This is a genomic window from Actinomyces succiniciruminis (assembly GCF_900002405.1).
GTDB lineage: Bacteria > Actinomycetota > Actinomycetes > Actinomycetales > Actinomycetaceae > Actinomyces > Actinomyces succiniciruminis.
Map to the genome: position 1 here is coordinate 1 of NZ_LK995503.1, position 13854 is coordinate 13854.

The 13854-nt window shown below is 67.3% G+C and carries 11 protein-coding genes; 2 read left to right on the plus strand and 9 right to left on the minus strand.

Annotated features, from left to right (window positions below):
- Window positions 1–120 precede the first annotated feature (120 nt).
- The 6 genes from BN1056_RS14970 to BN1056_RS07885 form a co-directional block, all read right to left on the minus strand.
- Window positions 121–372, minus strand: coding sequence for a transposase (locus BN1056_RS14970; protein WP_280516453.1), 252 nt, complete (start codon window positions 370–372; stop codon window positions 121–123).
- Window positions 373–577: 205 nt separating this feature from the next.
- Window positions 578–1270 carry an aspartate/glutamate racemase family protein gene (locus BN1056_RS07865; RefSeq protein WP_210580225.1) on the minus strand — a complete coding sequence of 231 codons (693 nt, stop codon included), beginning with the start codon at window positions 1268–1270 and terminating at the stop codon, window positions 578–580.
- Between the two features lie 441 nt (window positions 1271–1711).
- Entirely contained in the window at window positions 1712–2575 is an 864-nt protein-coding gene (locus tag BN1056_RS07870; protein ID WP_210580227.1) for a carbohydrate ABC transporter permease, read from the minus strand.
- Between the two features lie 26 nt (window positions 2576–2601).
- Window positions 2602–3639 carry a carbohydrate ABC transporter permease gene (locus BN1056_RS07875; RefSeq protein WP_244671582.1) on the minus strand — a complete coding sequence of 346 codons (1038 nt, stop codon included), beginning with the start codon at window positions 3637–3639 and terminating at the stop codon, window positions 2602–2604.
- 110 nt (window positions 3640–3749) lie between these two features.
- Window positions 3750–4991 carry a sugar ABC transporter substrate-binding protein gene (locus tag BN1056_RS07880; RefSeq protein WP_210580229.1) on the minus strand — a complete coding sequence of 414 codons (1242 nt, stop codon included), beginning with the start codon at window positions 4989–4991 and terminating at the stop codon, window positions 3750–3752.
- A gap of 73 nt (window positions 4992–5064) precedes the next feature.
- Window positions 5065–6960, minus strand: coding sequence for a glycogen debranching N-terminal domain-containing protein (locus tag BN1056_RS07885; RefSeq protein ID WP_210580232.1), 1896 nt, complete (start codon window positions 6958–6960; stop codon window positions 5065–5067).
- 176 nt (window positions 6961–7136) lie between these two features.
- Here BN1056_RS07885 and BN1056_RS07890 point away from each other — a divergent pair, with 176 nt between their 5' ends.
- Window positions 7137–8174, plus strand: coding sequence for a LacI family DNA-binding transcriptional regulator (locus tag BN1056_RS07890; protein WP_073333510.1), 1038 nt, complete (start codon window positions 7137–7139; stop codon window positions 8172–8174).
- A 10-nt stretch (window positions 8175–8184) separates the two neighbouring features.
- Here the strand turns inward: BN1056_RS07890 and BN1056_RS07895 are convergent, their stop codons facing one another.
- Complete coding sequence (locus tag BN1056_RS07895) at window positions 8185–8460, minus strand: YbdD/YjiX family protein (protein WP_342343943.1); 276 nt, start codon at window positions 8458–8460, stop codon at window positions 8185–8187.
- Between the two features lies 1 nt (window position 8461).
- The gene (locus BN1056_RS07900; protein WP_210580234.1) at window positions 8462–10846 is read right to left on the minus strand and encodes a carbon starvation CstA family protein; all 2385 of its coding nucleotides are present in this window, start codon (window positions 10844–10846) and stop codon (window positions 8462–8464) included.
- Window positions 10847–11019: 173 nt separating this feature from the next.
- On the opposite strand from BN1056_RS07900, the gene BN1056_RS07905 reads away from it, so the two are divergent.
- Window positions 11020–12606: an aspartate:alanine exchanger family transporter gene (locus tag BN1056_RS07905; protein WP_073333515.1), complete on the plus strand. Its 1587-nt coding sequence runs from the start codon at window positions 11020–11022 to the stop codon at window positions 12604–12606.
- Window positions 12607–12738: 132 nt separating this feature from the next.
- Here the strand turns inward: BN1056_RS07905 and mtnN are convergent, their stop codons facing one another.
- Window positions 12739–13503: a 5'-methylthioadenosine/S-adenosylhomocysteine nucleosidase gene (mtnN, locus tag BN1056_RS07910; RefSeq protein WP_210580237.1), complete on the minus strand. Its 765-nt coding sequence runs from the start codon at window positions 13501–13503 to the stop codon at window positions 12739–12741.
- Between the last annotated feature and the right edge of the window lie 351 nt (window positions 13504–13854).

Here is a 13854-nt window from a genome sequence, read left to right on the forward strand (position 1 = left end):
CGGTTCGTACACCTACCCCACGAACCGTCGTCGGATGTGCCGAATCGTCGACCGCAACGTACGAACCGTCGCGCCCGGTTCAGCGCGCACGCACCTCACCAACGGGGACACGCAAGCCAACTATGATCCGACCTGCCGCTGCCCATAATCCCACCGCGCCCTCAAACACGAAGAGCCGGGAACCCTCGTACCGTCCAGGAGCGTGCGCGAGGTCACCGACACCCGCCTGCGGCACCCCAGGCACCGATAAGCACCCGCCCGGCCCGTTCCAGCAGCCCCGCCGCCGCACCACGGGCATACGAAACCATGCGGCCAGCGCAGCCAGTCCAGGTAGTCACGGCACGCGTCATCATCAGCGAACCACGCGCGCATCTGGGCGATATCCCGAGGATAGTCCACGCCCGCCACAAGCTCGCCAGCCGGCACAACCCGAGTATCGTCAGCCACGACGACCACCCCTCACCTGGTGTCGTCCACACCCCCGGCTGTTGGCGCAGCGCGGGGGCCTTCAACACCCAGACACTACCCGCCCAAACCCACCCCACCCATTGGCAACGAAATGAAGACCCCTTTTGATTTAATCGTCGATGGAAGAAAGTGCTGCTTTTTCGGCATGAATCAATGTGGTATCGAAAACAGGTAAGTCGGTGTCCTCTTGCTGAACAAGCAGTCCTATTTCCGTGCAGCCGAGAATCATGCCCTGCGCACCTTTATCTGCTAACTTTTCGATGATAGCAAGATACTTGGTTTTCGACTCCTGACGGATATTCCCTAAACAAAGCTCGTTGTAAATGATGGAGTTGACAGTTTCTACGTCTTCTTCATTCGGAATTAGCACATCAATTCCCGCTTCTATTAGCTTTGCTTTATAGAACTCCTGTGTCATTGTGTATTTTGTTCCCAACAGCCCAACGGTAGTGATTCCTCGCTCTTTTAGCTTATCCGCCGTCGCTTCCGCAATATGAATAATTGGGGTGGAAATGTGCTCGCTCATTTGTGGGGCAACCTTGTGCATGGTATTCGTGCAAATAACGATAAAGTCGGCTCCCGCCTTTTCCAGCCGTACCGCCGCATCAGACAATATCACGGCACTCTTATCCCACTCACCGCTTGCCTGATACTTTTCAATTTCATCAAAGTCTACGCTGTACAATAGAATTTTCGCGGAATGAAGTCCACCAAGTTCCCTCCTAATCGTTTCGTTAATTACTTGATAATACGTAACAGTGCTCTCCCAACTCATTCCGCCAATCAGGCCTATCGTTTTCATGCTAACCTCCTACAATTCCCAGCGCATTTATAATAGCAGAGCTCATATAAATGCCGCTTCGTTTCGGTACTCGCCTTGCTTAGATGACTAAACGATAACCATACTGTGTCATGTGGAAAAGTCGGTGTCAAGACTCGCCAGTCTTTGTGCCGTTGCCCCAATCGCAACCCGTACATCTTAACCAGCTAACGTCCCACCAGCACCACACGCCACACCAACGCCACACGCCCCGCCGGCCCCGGACGCCCCACAGAAGACCACCGTGAGCACCCATCACCCCGCCCTGCGTCTACTACGCCACCTCACCGTTGACAACGCCAGTTAACGCTCTGCTGAACGGCTCAGAGGCATACAGCAGACGACTAAGCGGCGCAGCAGACCGCAGACCGGCGTAACAAAATGCACCCGAATCCCGTAAGGCGCCCTCCGGCCCCAGGACATTCATTCCTTGACCGCGCCCGAGGTCGTGTCCATGATCCGGCGCTGGAAGACGAAGAAGAGTACCGCTACCGGCACCGTCATAATTAGGGCGGCGCCTAATTTCAGCGGGTACTGATTGCCCTGCCCCAGGCTGCCGGCGCTCAGCTGCGCCACGCCCTTGGTCAGGGTGACCAGTCCGGAAGAACGCGACGCCACGATGAAATGGCTCAGCTCGTTCCACGATCCCTGGAAGGACAGAATGGTGATGGTGACAAGGCTGGGCACGCTCATGGGCAGCACGATCGAGAAGAAGATCCTCCAGGTGCCCGCCCCGTCCACGCGGGCCTGCTCCTCCACCGAGGCGGGAATCGACTCGAAGAAGCCCTTCATGATGAACACCCCCGCGGCGTCACAAAGCAGGGGAACGATCAGCCCCGACCAGGAGTCGTACATCGACAGCTGATTGATGACGAGGAACTTCGGAATCAGCAATACCACACCCGGCACGGACATGATCGCCACCAGCAGCGCATAGACGATTCCACGGCCTTTGAAGGGGATGCGGGCGAGCGCATATCCGGCCATGGAATCGAACAGCACACGCCCCGCGGTCACCACCAGCGTGACGATGAGCGAATTGCGCATCCACAGGGGGAAGTCGGATGCACCGAACAGCTTCACGTAGGCGGCGGTGGAGAACGTGCGCGGAACCAGGCCCAGGGGGTCGGAAGTCGCCTCCGACTCCGTCTTGAAGGAGGTCGCGACGTTGATCAGGAATGGGAAGACGTAGGCCAGCGCCAGAACCACGAGGACCAGGTACAGCACCGCCCTGCCCGCACGCAGCCGAGAACGCCGTCGGGCGGCACGGCCACGGACGCGGTCCATATGACGCCCGAATGACCCGCTGGTTTTCATCGGCCCGCCCCCTCCATGATGCCCTCGGCGGTGACCGCCTGCGCGGAGCTTCGCTGTCGCCGTCGGGACTGTCGCCGCCGACGCCGCTCGGCCCGCCTTGCCCGCACGTCATCCTTGTCGCGCAGCACCCAGCGCTGTAGCAGCGTCAGCGCGATGATGATTGCGAACAGCACGAAGGCTATGGCGGAGCCGCGGCCCCACTTCTGGTTGGAGAAGGCGGCCTGGTAGGACAGGTACGCGGGCGTCAGCGTGGTCTTGCCGGGGTCGCCCTGCGTGCCCGTGTAGATCTGGTCGAAGACCTGCCAGCAGCCGATGAGGCCGAGCGTGATGACCGTGAAGAAGGTCGGCTTGAGCTGGGGGACCGTCACCCTCCAGAAGCGCGTCCACGTACCGGCGCCGTCGATCATGGCGGCCTCGTCCACCGACGGGCTCAGCGATTGGAGGGCGGACAGAAAGATGAGCATGAAGGTGCCCGACGTCGTGAAAACCGCCATGACGATGAAGGCGGTCATTGCGAAGGACGGGCCGGACAGCCACTCCCACGCCGTGACGCCGAGGAACCTGCCGGTCAGCGTCCGCGACCCGTCGATGCCGAGCAGTCCGAGGAGGGCGGCGACGACGCCGGTGGGATCGTGGAACCAGTTGGGACCGGTGATGCCCAGATGGGACAGAATCTTGTTGACGGCGCCGGAGGCTGAGAACAGGAAGAGCCACAGCACCGTGATGGCCACCGAACTCGTCACCGAGGGGAAGTAGAAGGCGGTGCGGAATACGCCGCGGGCCATGATCCGCTGGTTGACGAGCACGGCGAGGAACAGGGACAGAAATGTCTGTGTCGGCACCACCAGCAGCACATACCACAGGTTGTTGCGCAGGGCGATACCGAAGTCGCGGGTCGCCAGCCCGCCGGAGACGAGTTCGGCGTAATTCGCGGCGCCGACGAAGTTCACGGAGCCGGACAGCGGGCTGCCGACCCCGCTCCAGTCGGAGACGCTGACCCACGCCGCCATGAGTACCGGGAGTAGCAGAAACACCGCCAGGACGATCACGGCCGGCGCAACGAACAGCCAACCGACCAGGCCGCCTCCCCCGTGGCGACGCCGTGTGCCAGTACTGTCCGCCCTGGAGCGGGATCGGCGGGAGCTCACGCGATCACGGCCTCAAGATTGGTCTGGACGGACTCCAGGATCGTCTTCGGGTCCGCGCTGGACAGGGTTGCGATCTGGGAGTTGAAGTCGGCGACGACGTCGGCCGCCCCGGCAGCGGTGGGCACGTTGATGGCGTAGTCGGCGCCGGCGATGAAGGCGGTCATGGTCGGGTTCTCCGCCTCCCACTGCTCGCGGGCGGAGGAGACCGAGGGCATGACGCCGAAGGCCTGGGCGAAGGCGAGTTGCTGCTCCGTGGAGGTCAGGTACTCCACCAACTTGACGGCGTCCTCCTTGTGCACCGACGCCTCGGCGATGCCGTAGCCGTTGGTGAACTGCATGGTGCCCTTCCCGGCGGGGCCCGCGGGAAGCTCGACGGCTACATACTCGATGTCGGGGTAGTCGGCGGACAGGGAGCCGACCAGCCAGTTTCCCTCAATCGCCATGGCTGCAAGACCGGAACCGAAGGCCTCCCCGCCCCAACCGGCACCGAGATCGGAGGAGAACACGAGCGCGCCGGATTCGAGCAGGGTCTTCACCTTGGTCAGGCCCGTGATCGAGCCTTCGGAGTTCGCGGTGGCCTCGGTGCCGTCCGCGTTGGTCAGTCCGCCCCCTGCCTGCGCCATGAAGGCCCCGACGCGGGCGTATTCGGGACTGCATGTCAGCGGCGTGGTGCCGGAGGCGGCGAGCTTCGCCGCGACCGACTCCAGGGAGTCCCAGTCGGTCGGGTAGTCGGCCTCGGTAAGCCCGGCGGCCTGCCACATGGCCGTATTGATGAACAGGGCCAGCGTTGAGAAGTCCTTCGGGGCGCCGTACAGAACGCCGTCGCGAGTGAGGCTGGAGACCAAAGACGGATAGAAGTCGTCGACATTGCTCAGCTGGTCGCCGTAGGCGTAGAGCGATCCGTTGTCCGCGTAGGAGGCGAGATAGTCGGGGGCCAGGTAGAAGACGTCCGCGGGGGAGTCGGCGGCGAATCCCTGGGCGAGTTCCTGCTGGAGGTCGGTCGCGAGTTGCAGCTCCACCGCGATGCCGGTATCGGCGGTGAAGGCCTCGACGGCGGTCGTGTAGGCCGCGGTTTCGGCGTCGCCGGACGAGGCGATCAGGAGCGTGAGGCCGCCTCCGGATCCGGAGGCGGCGGCGTTCCCGGAGTCATCCATCGAGTTGGAGCCGCAGGCCGTCAGCGCTGCGGTGATTGCGGCGGCGATGGTGTAGGTGCCGAAGGTACGGCGAGTGATCTTCATGTTCTCTCCTTTGAGGTGTCCCGGGCGGGGGATGGTGGGTTGATGTGGGCTTGGTAGGTATGGGGCGGTGGACTCAGAGTGCGCGGGCGACCACGGCGCCGGCGGCCGCCGCCCACGCCTGTGGCCGGCAGGAGGCCGGGTAGGGGACCGGGGCGCCGTCGTCGGCCGGCGTCCCGGAGAACAGCTCGGGCATGCGGAACCCGAAGCAGGGCGCCGCCGTCAGTAAGGCCTCGGCGAGCGTGCGCGCCTGGGAGGTGAAGCCGTCGCGCAGCAGACCGTCGATGGCGATGGCGGTGTCATGGGTCCACACCGATCCGCCGTGGTAGCTCAACGGCCAGTAGCCGGCCATGGTGGAGGCCAGGGTGCGCACGCCATAGCCGGAGTTGAGTTCCGGGGAGACCAGCAGCTCGGCCACCCGACGCGACTGTGCCCGGTCCAGGATGCCGGTTCCCAACAGGTGACCGATGTTGCTTGCGAGAGAGTCGACCTGCTGCTTGCGTGCATCCAGGGCGATGACGGGGTAGCCGTCGGCGGTGTCCCCGCGCCAGAAGGCCTCCGCGAAGCGCTCCCGCAGCGCGGCGGCCCAGGTGGTTGCCGTCGCCGCCAGGACCGCGTCGTCGCCGTTGCCGAAGTCACGCAGCAGCTCCGCCCCGGCCAGCGCCGCGGCATGGGCGTAGGCCTGCACCTCCACGAGCGCGATCGGCCCCTGCGCGATGCGGCCGTCGGCGAACTGAATGGAGTCGCCGGAGTCCTTCCAACCCTGGTTGGCCAGGCCCCTTCCGGTGCCGTCCACATACTCGATGAAGCCGTCGCCGTCGGTGTCGGCGCAGGTGGTCAACCAGGACAGTGCCCGGCGCAGGGGGTCCAGTAGTTCGCGCACGACGGGCTCGGCCAAACCCGCGCGGCGGGCGTCGGTCAGCGTGAGGATCCACAGCTCGGTGGCGTCGATCGTCCCGTAGTAGAGCGGCGGCAGGACCGTGTCGGCATCGACCGCGTTCGCCTCCCGGCGCAGCTCATGCATGATCTTCCCGGGCTGTTCGGCGGTGTCGACGTCGTACCTGCGCCCCTGCAGGTCCGCGAGGGTGCGCAGCGTGCCCTCCGCCAGGGCCAGGGACCAGGGGTCGGCGGCTTCCAGCAGCAAGCGTGAGGTCCACAGCGAGTCCCGGCCGAACAGGGTCAGGAACCAGGGTGCGCCCGCGGCGGCGAAGGGCTGGGTCGGTGTGGCGCGGCGGGCCAGCAGCAGGTGGTCCAGGTCATCCAGGGCGACCTCCAGCCAGGCGGCTGCACGCGCATCGGGTGTTCCACGGCGCTTGCGGGCCGGCAGGGCGGGGGCGGGCTGGACGACGGCGTCGTCGTCGGATGCGGTCAGGGACCAGGACGCGGTGAAGGGGATATCGGCGGCGACCGAGACGTCCCAGTGCAGACGCAGGCGCGTGCCTACGGTTTCCAGACGTGCCTCGGGGGCGTTGACGACGGCGCGCACCTGGCCGCGGCGGACCGAGGCGGTGTCCCCGCCGGCGACGGTCCAGGGAAGGTCGCTCAGACGCTCACCGCCCTTGATCATGGCGAGGGGGGACAGGTCGGCGGCCAGCTCGAGAGTGAGGGTCGTGGACACGGGTCGGTCCTGGGCGATCCGCACAGTCAGTGTCTCGGTGAGGACGGTGCCGTCGTCGGCGGGGACGAGCGTGCGATCGGTGGTGATGATGCTGCGGGGATCGGCCCCGCCGCGGTCGAGGCCGCGGGCGAGGGCGCGATGGCGTGAGGCCGCGGCACCGCACCGCTCGACGCTCAGGTGTTCCAGCGCGGACCCCGTTACGGACAGCGCGCGCAGGCGCAGTGCGCGCACATCCGACTGGTAGACCCCCTGTACGGGCGCATCGCCCATGGAACCGTCGGGCGCGGCGATCGCCTGTGCCGGGGCGTTGACGATCACGACCTGCTCATGGAGGAGAGGTTGGAGCTGGGTCATGACGGTCCTCGACTTCATCGGCGCTGACGCGAACGTCGCCAGCATAAGCAAGATTATTTTAACGATCAAGTCCTTGGTAGCACTACATTTGATCGTTATAAGACAGGACTTGTTCTCCGGTATGAAGTAAGCTGTGGCGGGGCGAGACGCCCGCAACATCATGGGGGTGGAGAGGCATGGCGGCCAGGGCCGTGACCATTCAGGAGGTGGCGCGCCGCGCCGGCGTCTCACCGCAGACCGTGTCCAACGTCCTGAACAATCCCGAGCGCGTCCGTCCGGCCACCGCCCGCAAGGTGCATGCCGCGGTCGACGAGCTCGGCTACCGCGCCGATGCCGCCGCCCGCCGTCTGCGCACTCGTCGCTCCGACACCATTGGGCTGCGCCTCGCCCCCCTGCCGGCGGGGATATCCGGCGCCATCCTCGATGTCTTCCTCCACGAGATCACGATGCGCGCCGCCCAACTGGGGCTGCGCATCCTGCTGTACACCGCCGCCGATCGCGACGACGAGATCACCAGACTGCGCGAGCTGGTCGCCTCCGGGGACATCGACGGTGTCATCCTCACCGACACGCAGGCGGGTGATCCGCGCCCCGCCTGGCTGCGCGACAGGGGCGTGCCATGTGTGTCCTTCGGCAGGCCGTGGGGCGAGGAGGAGGCGGCCGAGCACCCGTGGGTCGACGTGGACGGCGCAGCCGGTACTCGCGCCGCCGCCGAATACCTCATCGACACCGGTGCGACGAGGATTGGTTTTCTCGGCTGGCCGGACTCGGCGGGTCAGGGCGTGTCTCGATGCGCCGGGTGGCGCGACGCCGTCCTGGAGGGCGGGTTGATGAACGCCAGCGACGCCGACGAGCTCGTGACCACCTGCCCCGACAACGTCGCGGATGCCATGCGTGCCGCGACGCAACTACTTACACGCCATACCGACATCGATGGACTGGTCTGCGCCTCAGATTCGTTGGCCTTCGGGGCGCTCCTCGCCGTCGGGCCGAAAGTGCGCGTGATCGGCTTCGACAACACCCCCGTGGCGCGTGCCGTCGGCCTATCCAGCGTGGATCAACGCATCGACCTCGTCGCGCAGGCCGTTCTCGACCTGCTGGTCAAGGACGGCCGGGTCGTCGCGCAGGCAGCCGGCAGTCGGGTCATCACCCCCGAGCTGCGAGTGCGCAGCGCCGTCATCCAGGACCCGAGCGTGCTCGGGAGCGATGCCTGAGCGCGGCAGGTCAGCAGCAGCCGGCGGAGACGTTGCTCTCGTCGAAGTCGGCCCGGGCCCGCCACCACTGGCGCGCACTCATCGGTGCGTGGTCGGGGTGCTCGCGCCGATGCCGCTCGACGTAGCGGTCGTAGGCCGACTCGCCCGTGAAGTCGCGCCACAACCCGCGCGCCCGGGCCAGGCCCGCGCGAATCCGACGTGCCCGCCGCGCCGCGGAACGCATCCGCGGCGCGGCGGACGCCGTCGTGCCGACGACCTCGGCCGCCTCGGCGGTCACTTCGGCCATCTCAGCGGTCCTGGGCGTCCGCGTCGTCCGCCTTGGCGGAGCGGCCCGGAATCAGCGCCGGGTCGCCAACGAGCGCGTACTCGTTGACGAGCTTCTTCTCCAGCGGACTGGCGATCAGGTGCTCGGGGGCGTAGAAGTTCGACTCCTGATACGGGTCCTCGGAGGTGGTGGTGTCGCCCGCGCGCACGGCCCGCACCATGGTGATGGCCGCACACAGCATGACGAAGGCGACGAGCACGAGGAACACGACCGACAGCGTCCCCTGGATCATGGTGTTGCGAATAATGGCTCGCTGCACGCTGATCGCCTCCGCGTCGGTGAGCGTGGGCAGCAGCGCCCGTGCATCACGCCATTGCTGGAAGTAGCCCACCTGCGGATCGGTGGAGAAGATCTTCTGCCACGACGCCGTGAAGGTGACGGCCGTGTCGAAGACCAGCGGGATCGCGGGAATCCACGCGTACTTCAGCCGCCCCTTGCGCACGGTCATCACCAGGCACAGCAGCAGGGCGATGGCCGCGATGAGCTGATTGGCGATGCCGAACAGCGGGTAGAGCGTCTGAATGCCGCCCCGCGGGTCGGTCACGCCCATGAGCAGCAGCGAACCCCAGGCCGCCACGACGACGCCGGTGGTCGCCCACGCCCCCACGTGCCAGGACGGGTCGCGGAACTTCGGCCAGATGTTGCCCAGGGCGTCACCGAGCTGGAAGCGCGCCACGCGAGTGACCGCGTCGACGGCGGAGAGGATGAACAGCGCCTCGAACATGATGGCGAAGTGGTACCAGAAGCCCATCATCGTCCGGCCGCCGCCGATCTGGTGGAGGATGTGCGACATGCCCACGCTCAGCGTGGGGGCGCCGCCGGTGCGGGAGATGATGCTCGGCTCGCCGACGTCGGAGGCCACCTGCTCCAGCGCCTCGGCCCCCGTGTACGTCTTCGGATTTCCGTCCTCGTCCCAGGAGTCCCACACCGGAACCAGCGAGTCCCCGTGGGCGTCGGTCACCCCGAGGTTGGCGACGGCCGCTGCCGCCACCTCCTCGCGGTTGGAGGCGGTGGCGACGACGTCGTCGCCGGCGAGTGCGTTCATGGTGGCGGCGGAGGTGTTCATGGAGAAGTAGATGCCCGGGCTCAGGGAGACCGCGGCCGCCAGGGCCATGATCGCGACGAAGGACTCCATGAGCATGCCGCCGTAACCGATCATGCGGACCTGGCTCTCCTTCTGAATCATCTTCGGGCTGGTGCCGGAGGACACGGTGGCGTGCATGCCGGACAGGGCGCCGCAGGCGATGGTGATGAACAGGAAGGGGAAGAGCTTGCCGGCGAACACGGGGCCGTCGGTGTTCAGGGCGAACTCGGAGACGGCGGCCATCTCCACCACGGGCCGCACGATGATGATGCCGGCGGCCAGGACCGCGATGGTGCCGACCTTCATGAAGGTGGACAGGTAGTCGCGCGGGGTGAGCAGCACCCACACGGGCAGGACGGCGGCGAGGAAGCCGTAGACGATCATGCACCACACCAGGGTGGTGGGCGACAGGTGCAGGTACTGGCCGAAGGAGGACTCCGCGACCCAGCGCCCGGAGATGATGACGCCGATGAGTACGGCGAAGCCGACGAGCGAGACCTGGGTGATGCGGCCGGGCTGGACGAAGCGCAGCCACAGGCCCATGCAGATGGCGATCGGGATGGTGCAGCCGACGGAGAAGACGCCCCAGGGGGACTCGGCGAGCGCGTTGACGCACACCATGGCCAGCACCGCCAGCACGATCATCAGCATGACCAGGACGATGACGGTGGCCACGGTGCCGCCGACCCGACCGATCTCGTCGGTCGCCATCTGCCCCAGGGAGCGGCCGCCGCGGCGCATGGAGAAGAACAGCACCAGCATGTCCTGAACCGCGCCGGCGACGACGACGCCGAGGATGATCCACAGCGTGCCCGGCAGGTAGCCCATCTGGGCGGCCAGGACGGGGCCCACCAGCGGGCCCGCGCCGGCGATGGCGGCGAAGTGGTGGCCGTACAGGACCACCCGGTGGGTCGGATCGAAGTCGCGGCCGTTGTTGATGCGCTCGGCCGGGGTGGCGTTGGTGTCGTCGGGCCGCATGATGGTGCGCTGGATGTACAGGGCGTAGAAGCGGTAGCCGATGGCGTAGGTGCAGATCGCGGTGACCACGAACCAGATGGTGTTGACGTTCTCGCCGCGCGCGACGGCGAGCATCCACCAGCCCAGCACGCCCAGGGCCGTGATGGCGACCCACAGAGCGATCTTCTTCGGGGTCCACTCGGTATGCGGCTTTATGCCTACGGGCACGCCCTGACGGTTGCGGATGATCAGGCGCTCTTCGTCGGGGGAGTAGGAGGGACGGGCGGGAGCTATGTCGGTTTCCATGCAGTCTCTCATCATCGAGGAGGGGATAAACGAACGTCGGGCCGGGGAGGGCCCGTACTCGGGCAGCTTAGTTCTCACATAAGTGACCGGACAATTACCGTCACGTGCTGTCGCGATATCCGTTGCCGCCGACGTGTTGGGAATCCTCATGGGTCTCCGGCTAGCCTGACCCCGTGCCAGACCTACTCGCCTCCGTCGTCGACGTGCTCGCCTCCGCGCCGATCCTGACCGTCTTCCTGGTGATCGGGGTGGGCACCGCCGTCGGGCAGATCCCCTTCGGGCCGATCCGCTTCGGGGCCGCCGGAGCACTGTTCGTCGGCCTCGCCGTCGGCGCCCTGGACCCGAGCCTGGGGGAGAACCTGACCCTGCTGCGCAGCCTGGGCCTTGGACTGTTCTGCTACACCGTCGGCATCGGGGCCGGCAACACCTTCTTCCGCAACCTGCGGCGCCAGCTGCCGCTCATGGCCCTGTGCGTGCTGGCGCTCGTGCTCGCCGGCGGCGCCGGGGCGGTGTACGCCCGCCTGACCGGCATCAGCCCCGCCATGGACGCGGGCGCCTACGCGGGGGCCCTGACCAGCCCGGTCCTGGACTCCGCAATCGAGGCCGCCGGCACCCAGGAGCCCGCCGTCGGTTACGCCCTGGCCTACCCGGTCGGCGTCGCCGTCGCCATCCTCATCGTCGCCATGGTCATCGGCCGCGACTGGCCCGGGCGCCGCGACCCCCGCCCCGCCTCGGCCGACGGCCTGGAGGCCACCAGCGTGTTCCTGCTGCGCCGCGTCGCCCTGAGCGAGCTGGAGGCCTTCCAGCGCAACCGCATCCGCATCTCCTACCTGGAACGCGACGGCGCCACCCGCGTCGTCTCCCCCGACGAGGAGCTGCTGCCGGGCGACAAGGTGGTGATCGTCGGCGCCCCGACCGCCCTGGAGGACGCCATTCATGAGCTCGGCACCGGCTACGACCGCTGCCTGGCAAAGGACCGCACCGTGGTCGACTACCGGCGCCTGACCGTCTCCTCCACCCGCGTGGCGGGACGCACCATCGGCGAACTCGACATGCACGGCCGCTTCCAGGGCGTCATCACCCGCGTGCGCCGTGGCGACCTGGACCTGCTCGCCAACGACGACCTGGTGCTCGAGCTCGGCGACCGGGTGCTGGCCGTGGTGCCCTCCGGCGACCTGGAGCGGGCCGCCGACTACTTCGGCGACTCCGAGAAGTCCATCGCCCAGATCGACGCCTTCTCCGTCGGGGTGGGCATGGCCCTGGGCGTACTCGCAGGGCTGGTCGCCATCCCGCTGCCCGGCGGCATCACCCTGCGGCTGGGTGTGGCCGCGGGGCCGCTCGTGGTTGGCATGGTGCTGGGTCGTCTGGGCCGCACCGGTCCCTTCATCTGGCAGCTGCCGCACGCCGCCAACGCCACCATCCGTCAGCTTGGGCTGCTGTTCTTCCTGGCCGCCATCGGCCTGGCCTCCGGCCAGGACTTCGCGGCCTCCGCCTTCTCGATGACGGGGCTGGCGGTAGGGGGCCTGGCCGCGCTCGTCGTGGGGGTGGGCGCGGTGGTGCTGTTGGCGGGCGCCCGCCGGGTGGGGTTGAGCGCACCGCGCGCGGCCGGCGGCCTGGCGGGGCTCGTGGGCCAGCCCGCCATCCTCGCCTTCGCCCTGTCCAAGCGTGACGACGAGCGGGTGGAGGCCGGCTACGCCACTCTGTTCGCCCTGGCGATCGTGGTGAAGATCGTCATGGTGCAGGTGCTTGTGGCGGTATAGGGGCGGCTGGGGGCCGGGAGCCGGGAAGTACGTGGAACTTCCCGCATAAACCCGCATAAACGTACGTGGTGGCTTCCGTACAATCGCCGGCTCATGCCGCGGGCGCCTGGCCCCGGGCACGGCTCGCACCGCTCAGCCCAGCGCCGCCAGCACCACGGCGGCCGAGCGGGCAGCGGCCTCATCGGCGCCGATGTGGAAGTCCTGGCCGGCCTCCGGGCCGCACAGGTCCGAGACGCCGCGGATTGAGGCGAAGGGGATGGCCGCGGCGTGCGCCACCTGGGCCAGGGCGGTCGATTCCATGTCGGTGCTGACTGCCTGCGGGAAGCGCTCGCGGGTGTCCTTCACATTCGCGGCGGTGACGAAGGATCCGCCCGCGAGCATCTGCCCCACGTGGATGCGGGCTGATCCGGCGGCCGGCGTGGCGGCGTGCAGGACATCTGCGGCCGCTCCGGCGCGTGCCACCAGACCCGGATCGCCGGTGAAGGTGGCCGGCTGCCCCGGGGTTTGGCCCGGGGCGTAGCCGAAGGCGGTGGCATCCACATCCGTGTAGGCCAGCTCGGTGGACACGCACACGTCCCCAACCTCGACCTCCCGGCCCAGGCCGCCGGTAGTGCCGGCGGAGACGATGAGCTCCGGGGTCACCTGCGTGAGCACCGTCGCCAGGGCGCTCGCGGATGCCACCAGTCCGATGCCCGAGCGCACCAGGAGCAACTCGCGCGCTCCCCCCAGGTCCAGCGGCCAGGCCTCGGCGCCGCCCGGAAGACGCGGGGCGGTCGCGTCAACAAGCCGCGGCAGACGATCCAGGAAGGGCTGGGCCTCCTCCGGCATCGCCACCACGACCACGGCGGCCACTCGGCGGCGGATCGACTGCGGCACATGACTAGGAATCGCGCTCATACCCTGAGCTTAAACGTCCAAAGCGTTCACCTCTCGCCACTTTCACGAGGCGGGGGCCCGGCGCCCCTCGTATGCCGCTGGCCCGGGTGAACAGCCGTGTCTCCGGCGCCGCGGCCGCCGTCGCATCTTCAAAGCGGCGACGGATGGACAGCTTTCTGGCTCTTCCGGTTTGTGGGTGGTGTGTGCCCGGCTGCCCCGCCGGGGGACGAAATGTCCGAATTCGGCACTAAGGCCGTCCACGACCGCTGGAGTCGATTTGGAAACCGCATGATTCCAACGTTCTGCCCACGGCCGCGGGCCGCGTCGGAGTCGTTTATGCCGATCCTGGACACTTTGGGCCGCCACGCACGG